Below are 15,207 nucleotides of genomic sequence, written 5' to 3'. Positions count from 1 at the left end.
GGCGCCGGGCAGAGTGGTCGGAGTTTTGTCAGGTTTATACCTTCCTTTATAAACCTGTTAGCCCGTCAGGAGAGTGACTGGTAACTGACGGCGCTGTCAGTTTGGACCTCTGCGGATTGATACTGACTCCCCCTGTAGGTGCAGCCGCCAATGATCTAAACCCTGGCGCTCATCTCACTGCGATTGATCAACATCTCCAGCGCACCCTTCAAACTCGGCGCCTTGTCGCCAATCAGCAGGTGCCATACGCCACCGTCCAATTGGCTGACACCCAGGCAACCAAGCGCTTTCAACTGACCCTCCGACAACGCTTTGCCATCCGCCAGTTGCAACCGAATACGGGTCATGGCCACGCAATCCATTTGCAGCACATTGTCGCCGCCGCCCAGTGCCTTCAGCCATTGTCGGGCTTCTGTGTTCGTCACAGTGGCAGGTTCAGGTACGTCGATAACGGCAGCGGGGGAGGTGATAGCCGCGCGCCCCAAAGCCGGCATCGCCAACCGGATTTCATCGGCAATGCTGTCTGCCATCGGCCCGACCACCACCTGCAAACTTCCACCTTTACCCGGACGAACAACAGCCATCGCCCCCAATGCTTTCAAGTCCGCATCGGATGCCTTGTTGCGATCAACCATGTCCAGCCGCAACCGCGTCGTGCACGCACCCACCGTGATCAAATTATCCGCACCACCCAGTGCCTTGATGTAAGCCCCGGCGCGCTCATTCTCGGCGATCACCACTTTGTCGCCGGTCGGCACATCTTCACGCCCTGGCGTCTTTAAATTGAATCGACGAATACAGAAATCAAACACAATGTAGTAGATCAGCGCATACGCCAGCCCCACCGGAACCACCCGCCAGCCATTGGTGGACTCCCCCCAGCCCAGAACCATGTCGATGAAGCCGCCTGAGAAGGTAAAGCCCAGGTGAATGTTCAGTAAATTGGTGACCGCCATTGACAACCCCGTCAGCAGCGAGTGAAGCAAAAACAGCATCGGCGCGAGGAACATGAAGGCGAATTCGATCGGTTCGGTCACGCCGGTCAAAAATGAGGTCAGGGCCATGGACAAGAAGATCCCGCCCATGACTTTGCGCCGTTCCGGCAGGGCGTTGCGGTACATCGCCAGGCAGGCGGCGGGCAGGCCGAAGATCATCATCGGGAACATGCCGGTCATGAACTGGCCACCTTTCGGGTCGCCGGCAAAGTAGCGCGACAAGTCGCCTGTCACCAGGGCGCCGGTGGTCGGGTCGGTGAAGTTGCCGAACACGAACCACGCCATGTTGTTGAGGATGTGATGCAGGCCGGTGACGATCAGCAGGCGGTTGAACACGCCGAAAACGAAAGCACCGAAGCTGCCGCTCTCCATCATTAACGTGCCAAAGCCATTGATGCCGTGCTGGATCGGCGGCCAGATGAATCCAAACACGACGCCCAGGCCGACGGCGGCGAACCCGGTGACGATCGGTACAAAACGCCGTCCGCCAAAGAATGCCAGGTACTCCGGCAACTTGATGTCTTTGAAGCGGTTGTACAGTGCTCCCGCCATTAAGCCGCTGACGATCCCGGCGAGCATGCCCATGTTGATGCTCGCATCGAGCACCTTGAGAGTGGAGATCATCACCAGATAGCCAATGACCCCGGCCAGGCCAGCCGTGCCGTTGTTGTCTTTGGCAAAACCGACCGCGATGCCGATGGCGAAGATCAATGCCAGGTTGGCGAAGATCACCTGACCGGCGTCGTGGATGATCGCGATGTTCAGCAGGTCGGTGTCGCCGAGGCGCAGCAGTAACCCTGCAATCGGCAGGATCGCGATCGGCAGCATCAGCGCGCGACCGAGGCGTTGCAGGCCTTCGATGAAGTATTGGTACATGGCGGATCTCCCTGGGTTCTTGTTTTTTTTGTTGTGAGCTCAGCTCAGAGGCCATTGCTGGTGACAGGCGTGACGCACCGCGCTGGCGCTGCTTAGCTTGAGCAGGTCCTGGGTGATGCGTCGGCACTCGCTGGCGTCGAGGTGGCGAACGCGGTCCTTGATTTCACCGATCTGCACCGGGCTGACCGACAACTCCCTGACCCCCAGGCCGATCAACACCGGCGTGGCCAACGGATCGGAGGCGAGGGCGCCGCAGACGCCGACCCAACGGTTATGCACCGCCGCACCGGCGCAGGTCTGGGCGATCAGCCGCAGCAGCGCCGGGTGCAGCGCATCGACGCGGGAGGCGAGGCCGGCGTGGTCGCGGTCCATGGCCAGGGTGTATTGGGACAAATCGTTGGTGCCGATCGACAGGAAGTCCGCGTGTTCGGCCAGTTGCTCGGCCAGCAATGCGGCGGCCGGGACTTCGATCATTACGCCCAGCTCCGGGCGTTGGCTCAGGCCGAGTTCTCCGCACAGCGCATCGAGACGCTGGCGGATGTGCAGCAGTTCATCGACTTCGGTGACCATCGGCAGCAGGATCCGACAACGCGACAAAGGACTGACTTGCAGCAGTGAGCGCAGTTGCTGATCCAGCAGTTCCGGGCGGACCTGGGCCAAACGAATACCGCGCAAACCGAGCACCGGATTCGCTTCGTCGGGAAGCGGTAAATAGTCGAGTTGCTTGTCGCCGCCGACGTCGATGGTGCGGATGATCACCGATTTGTCGCCCATGGCATCGAGCACGGCTTGATAGGCGATGCGTTGTTCCTGTTCGTCCGGCGCTGTGTTGCGGTCCACAAACAGAAATTCGGTGCGCAGCAGGCCGACGCCATCGGCGCCATTGGCCAGTGCATCGGCCGCTTCAGCACTAGAAGCAACATTGGCGGCGACTTCGATGTGCAAACCATCAAGTGTCAGTGCCGGGGTGTGAGCCTGAGCCTGTTGCAGGGCGCGACGTTGTTTATGATCGAGTTGCGCCTGATGCACTTCGGCCAGGCGCGCGGCGTTGGGCGTCAGTTCGATACGTCCGCCGTCGGCATCCAGCACTACCGCTTGACCTTGCTCCTGATCCAGCAGCGTCGAACCCAGCGCAACCATGCACGGCAAGCCTTTACCGCGGGCGAGAATCGCCACATGGGAAGTCGCGCCGCCCTCGGCCATGCACAACCCGGCCACACCTTGCTGGCTCAGTTGCAACAGGTCGGACGGGGTCAGTTCATGCGCCGCGACGATGGCGCCGGCCGGCACGTCGTACTGCCAGGTTTCACCGAGCAGGGCGCGCAGCACGCGTTGTTTGAGATCGCGCAGGTCGTTGGCGCGTTCGGCCAGCAACGGGCTGCCGAGTTGCTGAAGCACCTCGCATTGCACGTCGATGGATTGGCTCCAGGCGTGAGTCGCCGCGATGCCCTGGTCGATGGACTGATGAGCCGCATCGAGCAACGCCGGGTCTTCGAGCAGCGCCAGATGCGCGGCGAAGATGGCTTCTTCGTCAGTATTCTTGTGCTTCTTCGCTTGGGCCAGCGTGGTGTCGATTTCACCCCGGACCTGGGTCCGCGCGGCGTCGAGAGCATGCCGTTGTTGCTCCGGCTCATGATTGCCGGCATCCATCGGCAGACTGATCGAGTTCAAACGAAACAACGGTCCAGCCACCAGACCGGGAGCTGCACACACGCCATGCAGCACGCCCGCTTCGGCAGGGCGATTGCGTTGGACGATCGGGGCTGGCACAGCGGCGTGGTTGTCTTCGGCCAGGGCTGTGGATAACGCCGCCAACAGAGCTTGCAGCGCGGCCTCGGCGTCCGGTCCCTGGCAGCTGACCCTGATTTCATCCTGCTCACCGACGGCCAGTCCCATCAGGCCGATCAAACTGTCGCAGGCCGCCGATTTGCCAGCGAAGTGCAGCCAGGATTTGCTCGTGAACTGTTGAGCGGTCTGGCGGATCAGCGCGGCAGGCCGGGCGTGCAGGCCGCCGCGATGGGCGACATGAATATGCCCCTGAACCTCGATGCCAACGACCTCAATGTCAATCTGCACACCGTTAGCCAGTTTCGGCACGATGTGCAGCAATGGATCGCCGACCTTCACCGATTTCAGCGTAATCGGCCGCGCCTGAAAGTCTTGGCTGTTAGTCAGGATCATCAGGCTGACCAGGCTTTTGCACTGCTGCGCGACCTGGTCAAGGTCATAACGCAGCAGCGGTTGACCATTACTGACGCGCGCCCCTTCCTTGACCAGCATCGAGAAACCGACGCCCTGCAACTCGACCGTATCGAGGCCCAGGTGCAGCAGCAACTCGGCACCGTTATCGGCGCGCAAGGTGATGGCGTGGCCAGTGCGGGCGACGTGGGTCACCACAGCTTCACAGGGCGAGTACAAGGTGTCGTTCAGCGGATCGATGGCGATCCCGTCGCCCATGGCGCCGCTTGCGAACACCGGGTCCGGGACTTTGGCGAGTGTGAGCACCGGGCCGCTGAGCGGGGCGCTGAGGGTCAGCTCTTTATTGTTGTTGTGCATGGCTCGGTCTCATTTATAAAAAACGACGGTTCGGAGCAACTCAGGGTTGTTCGCTTGCCGTTCGACTAGTGCGTGCGCGTCACTTTGCTCAAATGACGCGGCTGGTCCGGGTCCATGCCTCGGGCGACGGCCAAGCCTGCAGCCATGACGTAGAAACTCTGGATCGCCAGAATCGGGTCCAGGGCCGGGTGTTCCGCGCGGCTCAGGGTCAGGTCGCGTTCGGCGACGTCATCTGGCGCGGCCAGTAGCACGCGGGCGCCGCGCTGGCGCATGTCAGCGGCCAGGCTCAGTAACCCGGCCTGCTCGGCGCCGCGCGGGGCGAAGATCAACAGCGGATAGTTCTCGTCGATCAACGCCATCGGGCCGTGCCGGACTTCGGCGCTGCTGAAGGCTTCGGCCTGGATCGCCGAGGTTTCCTTGAATTTGAGGGCCGCTTCCTGGGCGATGGCGAAACCGGCGCCACGGCCGATTACCATCAAGCGTTGGCAATCGCGCAACGTATCGATGGCCAGGCTCCAGTCCTGTTTTGCCGCTTCGCGCAGACCTTCCGGCAGGGCAAGGCCTGCTTCCAGCAATTCCACGTCTTCTTTCCAGTGGGCGATCAGGCGGGCGCTGGCGGTGAGGGTGGCGATAAAACTCTTGGTCGCGGCGACGCTGCTTTCGGTGCCGGCGCACAGCGGCAGGCTGAATTCGCAGGCGGCTTCCAAAGGCGAGTTCTCAGCGTTGACCATGGAGATACTCAGGGCACCGCGCTTGCGCAACAGACGCAGGCTGTTCACCAGATCCGGGCTTTGCCCCGACTGCGAGAAGGCGAACGCGACCTGGCCACTGACCTTCAACGGTGCTTGCTGCATGGTCACCACCGACATCGGTAGCGATGCCACCGGAATGCCCAGTTGTTGCATGGTCAGGTAGGCAAAGTAGCTCGCCGCATGGTCGGAGCTGCCGCGAGCGACAGTCATCGCCACTTGCGGCGGCTGACGACGCAGGCGTCCGGCGATCTCGATCATCTGCGGGTCGAGTTGCTGCAATTGGGCTTGCACGGCCTCGAAGGAGGACAGCGCCTCTTCAAGCATTTTTGAAGTCAATGTCTTCTCCTTCCACCATGACGGCGGTCAGTGTGAGTGAGCGATCCAGCCGCACGCAGTCGGCCCAGGCGCCGGGTTGCAAGCGTCCGCGTTCTTGAAGGCCGAGGTAGTCGGCGGGGAATTGCGAAAGACGTTGCGACGCCTCGGCGATCGGCAGTCCGATCTTCACCAGATTGCGCAGCGCCTGATCCATGGTCAGGGTGCTGCCGGCCAGCGTGCCGTCAGGCAGGCGCACGCCACCCAGACATTTGGTCACGGTGTGGCTGCCAAGCTTGTATTCCCCATCGGGCATGCCGGCGGCGGCGGTGGAATCGGTGACGCAATACAGGCACGGGATCGAGCGCAGGGCCACGCGGATGGCGCCGGGATGCACGTGCAACAGATCCGGAATCAGCTCGGCGTACTTGGCGTGGGCCAGCGCCGCGCCGACGATGCCCGGCTCGCGGTGGTGCAGCGGGCTCATGGCGTTGTAAAGGTGGGTGAAGCTGCTGGCGCCGGCCGCAAGCGCAGCGACGCCTTCCTCGTAGCTGCCCAGCGTGTGGCCGATTTGCATGCGCACGCCGCGAGCGCTGAGGGCGCGGATCAAACCGACGTGACCGGCGATTTCCGGGGCGATGGTGATCACCCGGATCGGCGCCAGCGCCAGGTATTCTTCGACTTCGGCCATCAACGCGGTGTGGGCGAAATTCGGCTGAGCGCCGAGTTTGCCGGGGTTGATGTACGGGCCTTCGAGGTGCACGCCGAGGACTCGGGCGCTGCCTTTGGGCCGCTGCTCGCAGAACTCGCCGAGGTCCTTGAGCACTCGCGAGATTTCTTCGTTCGGCGCAGTCATGGTGGTCGCCAGCAGCGACGTAGTGCCGAAGCGCACGTGGGTTCTGGTGATGGTTTCGAAGGCGGGCGCGCCTTCCATGATGTCTTTGCCACCGCCGCCGTGAACGTGCAGGTCGATGAAACCCGGCAGCAGGTAAGGCAGGTCGTTGTCCGCCGGATCGCACGGCTGGCCTTCGATGGACACGACCTTGCCGTGTTCGTGGATCAGCCGGCCGCGAACCCAGCCGTGAGCGGTGAGGATGTTGTCTTCGGACATGATCGGTTCTCTGGTTTAGCGGCGAAGCTCTGCGACAAAGTCGTAGTAGTCGTTGCGGCAATAGGTGTCGGTGACTTCGATCGGCGTGTTGTCTTCCATGTAGCCGACCCGGGTCATCAGCAGCATGGCGGTGCCAGGGGCGATGCCCACCAGCGCGGCGAATTCGTCCGAGGCGTTGATTGCCTGAATGTGTTGCAGGGCGCGGACCACCGGTTTGCCGATGCCGTCGAGGTATTCGTAGAGGGAGTCGCCCACCGCTTGCGGCTTGGGAATGATCGAGGCGGGCAGGGTGCTCATCTCGATCGCCATCACTGTGTCATCGGCTTTGCGCAAGCGTTTGAGCCGCGCAACCTTGTCGTTGGGCGACAGGCCGAGACGGATCAGTTCTTCGTGGGTCGGCGGGGTGATTTCCCGTTCCAGCCATTGCGAACCGGGGACGAAACCCTTGAGCCGGAGCATTTCGCTGAAGCCCGAGAGGCGCGACAGCGGTTGTTCCAGGCGTGGCGTGATGAATGTGCCGGAGCCCTGATTTCGACGGATCAGGCCTTGCTCGAACAGCACTTCCAGCGCTTTACGCGCGGTGACGCGAGAGATGCCCAGCAGTTCGCTGAGATTGCGCTCCGACGGCATCGCCTGTTCGGCTTTCCACTGGCCGGCATGGATCGCCGCTTCCAGATTGCGCGCCAGTTGCAGGTACAGCGGCGTGGGCTGGGTGTCGTCAGGACGTAGGGCCTGGAGGTCATTCATGTAGGTTTAGTCCGATGCGGATATAGGATTGTTGTCGCCCGGTAATGCGGCGAAACTAATACCACTTAAATACCATGTCAATGCCAGTACTTAGCTGTGGGCGCAGCAAGGTCGGGTCTGCTGGAGGCTCTTAAGGGGAGCAGGTTCTAAGTGGTATTAGAGGAGGGGATTTTGAAAGCAAAGATCGCAGACTTTGGTAGCGCCTACAGAGGGAATTGGTATCTACCCGCTAGGCACTGACGAAGGCTGCGATCTTTTGAATTTATTTTTCGATACCGACCGAAGGTAGTGACTCGATCGTTCCTACGCTCTGCGTGGGAATGCCTCTACGGACGCTCCGCGTTCGGCTCTGGAGGGGCGCGGAGCGTCCCGGGCTGCATTCCCACGCGGAGCGTGGGAACGATCATTACGGGGGGAGGTTACGGACGAATCTCAATCATCGTTCCATCCGGCACCAAGCCCCAAACCTCACGCATGTCCATGTTGCGCATGGCGATGCAGCCGTCGGTCCAGTCCAGGGTATGGAACAGGTCTTCCGGATTGTCTTCGGTGTCCGGGGTGCCGTGGATCATGATCATGCCACCAGGCTCGACGCCTTCGCGCCGGGCGCGGGCGGCGTCGCTGATGTTGGGGTAGGAGATGTGCATCGACAGGTTGAAACGGTCGCTGATCTTGCGCCAGTCCACCCAATAAAAGCCTTCGGGGGTGCGTTTGTCACCCTCCATCAGTTTTGGCCCCGTTGGGCGTTTGCCCAGGGAGATGCGATAGGTCTTGACCGGCTTGCCGTCATTGATCAATTGCAATTGGTGGGCGGATTTGAGAACCAGAACTTTTTCGATGACTTTGCCGTCCAGCGTTTCCGTGGAGGAAGCCTGGCTGACAGCGACGAACGACAAGCAAAAAACGGCAAGCAACCAGCGCATTGAAACGATATCCCTAAGAGGTGTCGCGATTATTTATTTTATAGATGCTTTTACGTGTAGACGCATTAAATGATGGCAGGCTGGACCAGCGGGGGGATCGATTCGGACCGCACGGGGTAGACCTCGGTCCGCCGGTCAGCGAAGAAGTATTCTAAGGTACGCCCCACCGTGCGGAAAGCCAGTTCGTCCCAAGGGATGTCGGCTTCTTCGAACAGTTGCACTTCCAGGCTCTCGGGACCCGCGGAAAAATCCAAGTCCACCAGCTCGGCGCGAAAGAACACATGCACCTGGCTGATGTGCGGCACGTCGATCAGCGTATAGATACTCAGGTTGCGCACCCGGGCACAGGCTTCTTCGGCGGTTTCGCGAATGGCGGCCTGTTCGATGGTCTCACCGTTTTCCATGAAGCCGGCGGGCAGGGTCCAGTAACCGAGCCGTGGCTCGATGGCGCGACGGCACAGCAACACCTTCGAACCCCAGATCGGTACGCAACCGGCGACGATATTGGGGTTCTGGTAATGGATGGTATGACAGCTGTCGCAGACAAAACGCAGGCGCGAATCGCCATCGGGAATGCGCTGGGTTACCGGGTTGCCGCATTGGCTGCAAAATTTCATGCTTGGGTTCCTGAATGCTGCGCCTATCTTGGCGTGCAGCGGTGTCGGTCGGCAAGTTGTCGTTTCGCGACATGAGGCTGTTCGGGGCTTGGGCGGCCGGTGCGATTGGTGCATGATGCAGGGTAAGGCACAGATCGAGAAGACTCATGCTGGACGAGCTACTGCACCGGGTAAGCAATCACACGCCGCGTACGCTGGAAACCGACCTGCGTTTCCCCGAAGCCGCGGTATTGGTGCCCATCACGCGCAGTGACGAACCGGAATTGGTGCTAACCCTTCGCGCCAGCGGGCTCTCGACCCATGGCGGCGAAGTCGCCTTCCCTGGCGGTCGCCGCGACCCCGAAGACCCAGACCTGATTTTTACCGCCCTGCGCGAAGCCGAAGAAGAAATCGGTCTGCCGCCGGGGCTGGTCGAAGTGATCGGCCCGCTGAGCCCGCTGATCTCTCTGCACGGTATCAAGGTCACGCCCTATGTCGGCGTGATTCCGGATTTCGTCGAATACCTGGCCAACGATGCCGAGATTGCTGCCGTGTTCAGCGTGCCGCTGGAGTTCTTCCGCAAGGACCCGCGAGAGCACACTCACCGCATCGACTATCAGGGCCACAGTTGGTACGTGCCAAGCTACCGTTATGGCGAGTACAAGATCTGGGGGCTGACGGCGATCATGATTGTTGAGTTGATCAACCTGCTCTATGACGCGAAAATCAGCCTGCATCAACCACCCAAGAGTTTTATCAAAACCTGAAGCCATCGCTCGTATGGCGTGAATCCTGCTTTTCGCCAGTGAGCCAGCCTGGCCTTGAGGACAACAAGATGAAATACCGCCTGGGCGACGCCCGCGTCGAGACCCATCCGCAGAGCTGGGTCGCCCCCAATGCCGTGCTGGTGGGCAAGGTCAAACTGGAAGAGGGCGCCAACGTCTGGTTCAACGCCGTGTTGCGTGGCGACAACGAATTGATCCTGATCGGCAAGAACAGCAACGTGCAGGACGGCACCGTGATGCACACTGACATGGGCTACCCGCTGACCATTGGCACCGGCGTGACCATCGGCCACAACGCCATGCTCCACGGCTGCACGGTGGGCGATTACAGCCTGATCGGTATTAACGCGGTGATTCTCAATGGCGCGAAAATCGGCAAGAACTGCATCATCGGCGCCAACTCGCTGATCGGTGAGGGCAAGGAAATTCCGGACGGCTCATTGGTCATGGGCTCACCGGGCAAGGTCGTACGCGAATTGACCGAGCCGCAAAAGAAGATGCTCGAAGCCAGCGCCGCCCACTATGTGCATAACTCGCAGCGTTATGCCCGCGATCTGGTCGAGCAGGAAGAATGAGCACCATTGAACGACCGGTTCCATCGCCCTGCGTGAACATTTGTGCGCTGGATGAGGATGACATTTGCACCGGGTGTCAGCGCACGGTGGAAGAAATCACCCGCTGGAGCCGGATGGACAACGCAGAGCGGCGCAAGGTGTTGGGGTTGTGTCATGAGCGGGCGAAGTCGAGTGGGTTGATCTGGATGTTGGGCAAAACCCCCGACCTGTAGCAGCTGCGATCTTTTGATTTATGCCGCTGCGTGACTGAAGTACCCTGTGCACCAAATTGACAGGTATCCCCCCGCCTCATGTTCTTCCTGATCGCCTACATCAGCAGCGTCGTGCTGATCAATTACGCCTTTTCCAGCGCCCCGCACCTGGACATCATCTGGTCGGCCTGGGGTGGGTTGGTGTTCGTGTTGCGGGACATGGTGCAAACCCGCTTCGGCCACGGTGCGATCGCGGCGATGCTGATGGCGCTGGTGCTGTCCTATGTCACTTCCGATCCGTCCATTGCCCTGGCCAGCGCCATCGCATTCGCCGTGTCCGAGGGCATCGACTGGTTGGTGTTCAGCGTCACCAAGCGTCCATTGCACGATCGCCTGTGGATAAGTTCGGCGCTGAGCATCCCGCTGGACACCTTCATCTTCTTCGGCATGATCGATGCCTTCACTCCGGCCGTGATCCTCACCGCCATGGGCTCGAAGTTCGCAGGTGTGACGGTTGTATGGCTGATCATGGCCTGGCGCTTGCGTAATCAGGCCGTCGTCAGCTGAAGCCAAACCCTCAGGTTCATGTAAAATGCCGCGCTTTCTCCCCATGGGAAGCGTGCCAGGCACCGCATCCCTCGATGATCCGCTTCTTGAGGACCTGAGATGACCCGTATCGGAACTCCATTGTCGCCAACCGCGACCCGCGTATTGCTGTGTGGCTGTGGTGAGTTGGGCAAGGAAGTGGTGATCGAGCTGCAACGCTTGGGCGTTGAGGTGATTGCCGTCGATCGCTACGCCAATGCACCTGCCATGCAAGTCGCCCATCGCAGCCATGTGATCAACATGCTCGACGGCGCCGCCCTGCGTGCAGTGATCGAAGCCGAGAAGCCGGACTTCATCGTGCCGGAAATCGAAGCCATCGCCACCGCGACCCTGGTGGAACTGGAGTCCGAAGGCTTCACCGTGATCCCGACCGCTCGCGCCGCGCAGTTGACCATGAACCGCGAAGGTATCCGTCGCCTGGCCGCCGAAGAGCAGGGCCTGCCGACGTCGCCGTACTACTTCGCTGACACCTTCGAGGACTACAGCAAGGCTGTCGAAAATCTGGGTTTCCCATGCGTGGTCAAACCGGTCATGAGTTCCTCGGGCAAAGGCCAGAGCCTGCTGCGCAGCGCCGATGACGTGCAGAAGGCCTGGGATTACGCTCAAGAAGGTGGCCGCGCCGGTAAAGGCCGCGTGATTATCGAAGGCTTTATCGACTTCGATTACGAAATCACCTTGCTGACCGTGCGTCACGTTGGCGGCACTACATTCTGTGCGCCAGTGGGTCACCGTCAGGAGAAGGGCGACTATCAGGAATCCTGGCAGCCACAAGCCATGAGCCCGGTTGCTCTGGCAGAATCCGAGCGCGTTGCCAAAGCCGTGACCGAAGCCTTGGGTGGCCGTGGTCTGTTTGGCGTCGAGTTGTTCATCAAGGGTGATCAGGTCTGGTTCAGCGAAGTTTCGCCACGCCCGCATGACACCGGTCTGGTGACCCTGATTTCCCAGGATCTGTCGCAGTTCGCCCTGCACGCACGGGCGATCCTGGGCCTGCCGATTCCATTGATACGTCAGTTCGGGCCTTCGGCTTCGGCGGTGATTCTGGTGGAAGGGCAGTCGACTCAGACCGCATTCGCCAATTTGGGCGCTGCGTTGAGTGAGCCGGATACGGCGTTGCGTCTGTTCGGCAAGCCTGAAGTCAATGGCCAGCGCCGGATGGGGGTGGCGTTGGCGCGTGATGAGTCGATTGAAGCGGCTCGTGCGAAAGCGACCCGTGCTTCCCAGGCTGTTGTGGTAGAGCTGTAACCGAGTCGCGGCTATCGCGGGCAAGCCCCTCCCACAGGGTTTTCGGTTGATCACAAATTTTGTGTACACCTGAAATCCTGTGGGAGCGGGCTTGCCCGCGAAGGCGGTCTATCAGGTCACCCGATTCAAATCGTTATGCCGCGTCTCTTTCAGGCACAGCACCGCAATCAAACTCAACACCGCCGCCCCCGACACATACCCACCGACATAACTCAAACCGCCCATCGCCACCAGTTTTTGCGCAAAGAACGGCGCCGCCGAGGCTCCGACAATACCGCCCAGGTTGTAGGCGGCCGACGCGCCGGTATAGCGCACGTGGGTCGGAAACAGCTCTGGCAGCAGTGCGCCCATCGGCGCAAACGTCACGCCCATCAGAAACAGTTCGATGCACAGGAACAGCGCCACGCCCCAGGTCGAACCTTGGGTCAGTAGCGGTTCCATCAGGAATCCGGACAGAATCGCCAGCACGCCACCGATGATCAGCACCGGTTTACGCCCGTAACGATCGCTTGCCCAAGCCGACAGCGGTGTTGCGGCCGCCATGAACAGCACCGCGAAACACAGCAGGGCGAGGAAGGTTTCGCGGGTGTAGCCGAGCGTCGACACGCCATAGCTCAGCGAAAACACCGTCGAGATGTAGAACAGCGCGTAACACACCACCATCGACCCGGCGCCCAGCAGCATCGGCGCCCAGTATTGGCTGAACAGCTCGACCAGCGGGATCTTCACCCGCTCCTGGCGAGCCATGGCATTGGCGAACACCGGGGTTTCGTGGAGCTTGAGGCGCACATACAGGCCGACCATCACCAGCGCGGCACTGAGCAGGAACGGAATCCGCCAGCCCCATGAACGGAACTGCTCGTCGTTCAGGCTCAGGGCCAGGGTCAGGAACAGGCCGTTGGCCGCCAGAAACCCGATCGATGGACCGAGTTGCGGGAACATGCCGTACCAGGCGCGCTTGCCTTTGGGCGCGTTCTCCGTGGCCAGCAATGCGGCGCCGCCCCATTCACCGCCCAGCCCCAGGCCCTGGCCGAAGCGCAGCACACAAAGCAGGATCGGCGCCCAGGCGCCAATGCTGTCGTAACCCGGTAGCACGCCAATCAACGTGGTACACACGCCCATGAGCAGTAGGGAGGCGACCAGTGTCGATTTACGTCCGATGCGGTCACCGAAGTGGCCGAACAGCGCTGAACCCAGTGGCCGCGCAAGGAAGGCGATACCGAAAGTGAGGAACGCCGACAGCATCTGGGCGGTGCCGGAGGTCTGCGGAAAAAACACCGGCCCGATCACCAGCGCTGCTGCGGTGGCATAGACGTAAAAGTCGTAGAACTCGATGGCCGTGCCGATGAAACTCGCGGTGGCTACTCGAGTGGCGGAGTTGGTTGGTTGGACAGACGCTGCGTCGTTGAACGTTGTGCTGGTCGTCATGCGGTAATCCCTGACTGTCATGTGCCCCAGTGGAGCGAATTATTATGGTCGAATACCCAGGGATATGGGTTGAGATACGGTCGCTGTTCAAGGTAGGAACAGTCGTCGCAGTGATGCGGATATTGTCGATGATCTGGCCGGAACCTGCTGCGTGCGGGGTAAGCACGTGGTTCGGCGGGGGCTTGGGTAAGCGGCTCGATTATAGGAAGGCGGCTAACGATCTAACAAGAGGCCAAGCCCCCTCGCCACAGGGGATGGTGTCAGATTTTGGAAAGGGCAGGCACTGAGCTGGTATGCCAGATCAACACGCGCGTGACGCGATTGTCTTCCGTTTCCAGAATCTCCAGCCGATAACGCCCGATCTTCAGGCAAACCGCACTGTCTGGAATCGTTTCCAGCGCCTCGGTCACCAGTCCATTGAGCGTTTTCGGACCATCGCTGGGCAAGTGCCAGCCAAGGCTCTTGTTCAGTTCGCGAATCGACGCCGCACCTTCGATGACCAGGCGCCCATCGGTCTGGGGGTGGATGTGCGGGTTATCCAGGCTGTGCTGGCTTTCGAATTCACCGACGATTTCTTCGAGAATGTCTTCCAGGGTCACGATGCCCAGCACTTCGCCGTACTCGTCGACCACCATGCCCAAACGCCGCTGCTGCTTGTGGAAGTTCAGCAATTGCAGCTGCAGCGGGGTGCTTTCCGGTACGAAGTACGGTTCGTGACTGGCTGCCAGCAGCGCTTCCATGGTCAGGCTTGAATCCGGCAGCAGATGACGGATCTGCCGGGTGTTGAGCACCGCTTCGACCTGGTTGATGTCGCTGTGGAATACCGGCAGGCGGGTGCGTCTGTTGTGGCGCAATTGCTCGATGATTTCTTCGAGGGGGTCGTCCAGATTGATTCCGTCGACGTCACTGCGCGGCACAAGAATATCGTTGACCGTGATGTTATCCAGCGCGTGGATACCTGATAGCGGATGCGGGCGACTGGCGGCGTGTTCGTGATCGTCATGCCGATCGGCTGGCGCTTCGTCTTCGCTTTGTTGCACCACGTTGATTTTGCGAGCGAATGGCCGCGTCAGCAGCTGGCTGATGCCATTGAGTAGCCAAGCAGCCGGGTAGACGATTTTCAAGGGTATCCCGAGCAGCGTGTTGCCCAGGGCCAGAACGGCATCCGGATAGCGCATGGCAAGGGAGCGCGGCAGGTAATCGGCGAACACCAGCAGCAACGCGCTGGCGCCGAGGCAGGCAATCCATACGCCGTGTTGCGCCCAGGTGAAAATCGCCAGCAAAGTGCTGATGACCACTACCAGCACGCGGCACACGGTGTTGCAGAGGATCAGGCTGCTGAGCGGAAAACTCAGCTTGGCCACTGGTTTGTCGCTCGAACGCGAGGCCGTTCGCTGGGCCAGCAAGTGCTGTTGTGCAATTTCAATGGCGGTAAACAACCCCGACCATAAAATCAGCAGGGCCAGTACCGCGAGCATCGGCCCTATGGGCAAATCGTCCATTAATGCCGCC

The 15,207-nt window shown here is 60.7% G+C and carries 14 protein-coding genes; 5 read left to right on the top strand and 9 right to left on the bottom strand.

Annotation, left to right across the window (positions count from 1 at the left end):
* Nucleotides 1–155: 155 nt before the first annotated feature.
* The 7 genes from nagE to PSH97_RS22750 form a co-directional block, all read right to left on the bottom strand.
* The gene (gene nagE, locus PSH97_RS22780) at nucleotides 156–1,871 is read right to left on the bottom strand and encodes an N-acetylglucosamine-specific PTS transporter subunit IIBC (protein WP_305446795.1); all 1,716 of its coding nucleotides are present in this window, start codon (nucleotides 1,869–1,871) and stop codon (nucleotides 156–158) included.
* A 39-nt stretch (nucleotides 1,872–1,910) separates the two neighbouring features.
* A complete protein-coding gene (ptsP, locus tag PSH97_RS22775; protein WP_305446794.1) occupies nucleotides 1,911–4,427 on the bottom strand; it encodes a phosphoenolpyruvate--protein phosphotransferase in 2,517 nt (838 codons plus the stop codon).
* A gap of 65 nt (nucleotides 4,428–4,492) precedes the next feature.
* Nucleotides 4,493–5,515 carry an SIS domain-containing protein gene (locus PSH97_RS22770; RefSeq protein ID WP_305446793.1) on the bottom strand — a complete coding sequence of 341 codons (1,023 nt, stop codon included), beginning with the start codon at nucleotides 5,513–5,515 and terminating at the stop codon, nucleotides 4,493–4,495.
* Nucleotides 5,496–6,602 carry an N-acetylglucosamine-6-phosphate deacetylase gene (nagA, locus tag PSH97_RS22765; RefSeq protein ID WP_305446792.1) on the bottom strand — a complete coding sequence of 369 codons (1,107 nt, stop codon included), beginning with the start codon at nucleotides 6,600–6,602 and terminating at the stop codon, nucleotides 5,496–5,498. Before nagA ends, PSH97_RS22770 begins: the two co-directional genes overlap by 20 nt.
* A gap of 15 nt (nucleotides 6,603–6,617) precedes the next feature.
* Nucleotides 6,618–7,349, bottom strand: coding sequence for a GntR family transcriptional regulator (locus tag PSH97_RS22760; RefSeq protein WP_038981696.1), 732 nt, complete (start codon nucleotides 7,347–7,349; stop codon nucleotides 6,618–6,620).
* 419 nt (nucleotides 7,350–7,768) lie between these two features.
* Nucleotides 7,769–8,272: a L,D-transpeptidase family protein gene (locus PSH97_RS22755; RefSeq protein ID WP_305446791.1), complete on the bottom strand. Its 504-nt coding sequence runs from the start codon at nucleotides 8,270–8,272 to the stop codon at nucleotides 7,769–7,771.
* Between the two features lie 65 nt (nucleotides 8,273–8,337).
* Entirely contained in the window at nucleotides 8,338–8,889 is a 552-nt protein-coding gene (locus tag PSH97_RS22750) for an NUDIX hydrolase (protein WP_305446790.1), read from the bottom strand.
* A 146-nt stretch (nucleotides 8,890–9,035) separates the two neighbouring features.
* Between PSH97_RS22750 and PSH97_RS22745 the strand changes: the two genes are divergently transcribed.
* From PSH97_RS22745 to purT, 5 genes are all read left to right on the top strand, one after another.
* A complete protein-coding gene (locus tag PSH97_RS22745; protein WP_052966546.1) occupies nucleotides 9,036–9,635 on the top strand; it encodes a CoA pyrophosphatase in 600 nt (199 codons plus the stop codon).
* Between the two features lie 68 nt (nucleotides 9,636–9,703).
* On the top strand, nucleotides 9,704–10,228 hold the full coding sequence (locus tag PSH97_RS22740; RefSeq protein ID WP_007954617.1) for a gamma carbonic anhydrase family protein: 525 nt from the start codon (nucleotides 9,704–9,706) through the stop codon (nucleotides 10,226–10,228).
* Nucleotides 10,225–10,440, top strand: a complete 216-nt coding sequence (locus PSH97_RS22735; protein ID WP_048395449.1) for a DUF1289 domain-containing protein — start codon at nucleotides 10,225–10,227, stop codon at nucleotides 10,438–10,440. Before PSH97_RS22740 ends, PSH97_RS22735 begins: the two co-directional genes overlap by 4 nt.
* A gap of 78 nt (nucleotides 10,441–10,518) precedes the next feature.
* The gene (locus tag PSH97_RS22730) at nucleotides 10,519–10,986 is read left to right on the top strand and encodes a preQ0 transporter (RefSeq protein ID WP_305446789.1); all 468 of its coding nucleotides are present in this window, start codon (nucleotides 10,519–10,521) and stop codon (nucleotides 10,984–10,986) included.
* 99 nt (nucleotides 10,987–11,085) lie between these two features.
* A complete protein-coding gene (gene purT / locus PSH97_RS22725) occupies nucleotides 11,086–12,267 on the top strand; it encodes a formate-dependent phosphoribosylglycinamide formyltransferase (RefSeq protein WP_305446788.1) in 1,182 nt (393 codons plus the stop codon).
* A gap of 111 nt (nucleotides 12,268–12,378) precedes the next feature.
* Here the strand turns inward: purT and PSH97_RS22720 are convergent, their stop codons facing one another.
* Both PSH97_RS22720 and PSH97_RS22715 read right to left on the bottom strand, forming a co-directional pair.
* Nucleotides 12,379–13,695: an MFS transporter gene (locus PSH97_RS22720; protein WP_305446787.1), complete on the bottom strand. Its 1,317-nt coding sequence runs from the start codon at nucleotides 13,693–13,695 to the stop codon at nucleotides 12,379–12,381.
* Nucleotides 13,696–13,955: 260 nt separating this feature from the next.
* Nucleotides 13,956–15,197 (bottom strand): transporter associated domain-containing protein, encoded by a 1,242-nt coding sequence (locus tag PSH97_RS22715; protein WP_305446786.1) that lies wholly within the window; start codon nucleotides 15,195–15,197, stop codon nucleotides 13,956–13,958.
* Nucleotides 15,198–15,207: the final 10 nt, after the last annotated feature.

This window comes from Pseudomonas cucumis (genome assembly GCF_030687935.1).
Lineage (GTDB): Bacteria > Pseudomonadota > Gammaproteobacteria > Pseudomonadales > Pseudomonadaceae > Aquipseudomonas > Aquipseudomonas cucumis.
The sequence above is the reverse complement of the archived record's forward strand: the minus strand, read 5'-3'. Positions and strand labels throughout refer to the sequence as shown.

What these genes read in the sequence shown, in the direction of transcription:
- PSH97_RS22735 (WP_048395449.1), top strand. Translation starts at nt 10,225, where the DNA reads ATGAGCACCATTGAACGACCGGTTCCATCGCCCTGCGTGAACATTTGT.
- PSH97_RS22750 (WP_305446790.1), bottom strand. Translation starts at nt 8,889, where the DNA reads ATGAAATTTTGCAGCCAATGCGGCAACCCGGTAACCCAGCGCATTCCC.
- nagE (WP_305446795.1), bottom strand. Translation starts at nt 1,871, where the DNA reads ATGTACCAATACTTCATCGAAGGCCTGCAACGCCTCGGTCGCGCGCTG.
- ptsP (WP_305446794.1), bottom strand. Translation starts at nt 4,427, where the DNA reads ATGCACAACAACAATAAAGAGCTGACCCTCAGCGCCCCGCTCAGCGGC.
- PSH97_RS22755 (WP_305446791.1), bottom strand. Translation starts at nt 8,272, where the DNA reads ATGCGCTGGTTGCTTGCCGTTTTTTGCTTGTCGTTCGTCGCTGTCAGC.
- PSH97_RS22730 (WP_305446789.1), top strand. Translation starts at nt 10,519, where the DNA reads ATGTTCTTCCTGATCGCCTACATCAGCAGCGTCGTGCTGATCAATTAC.
- PSH97_RS22720 (WP_305446787.1), bottom strand. Translation starts at nt 13,695, where the DNA reads ATGACGACCAGCACAACGTTCAACGACGCAGCGTCTGTCCAACCAACC.
- PSH97_RS22760 (WP_038981696.1), bottom strand. Translation starts at nt 7,349, where the DNA reads ATGAATGACCTCCAGGCCCTACGTCCTGACGACACCCAGCCCACGCCG.
- PSH97_RS22715 (WP_305446786.1), bottom strand. Translation starts at nt 15,197, where the DNA reads ATGGACGATTTGCCCATAGGGCCGATGCTCGCGGTACTGGCCCTGCTG.
- purT (WP_305446788.1), top strand. Translation starts at nt 11,086, where the DNA reads ATGACCCGTATCGGAACTCCATTGTCGCCAACCGCGACCCGCGTATTG.
- PSH97_RS22745 (WP_052966546.1), top strand. Translation starts at nt 9,036, where the DNA reads ATGCTGGACGAGCTACTGCACCGGGTAAGCAATCACACGCCGCGTACG.
- PSH97_RS22740 (WP_007954617.1), top strand. Translation starts at nt 9,704, where the DNA reads ATGAAATACCGCCTGGGCGACGCCCGCGTCGAGACCCATCCGCAGAGC.
- nagA (WP_305446792.1), bottom strand. Translation starts at nt 6,602, where the DNA reads ATGTCCGAAGACAACATCCTCACCGCTCACGGCTGGGTTCGCGGCCGG.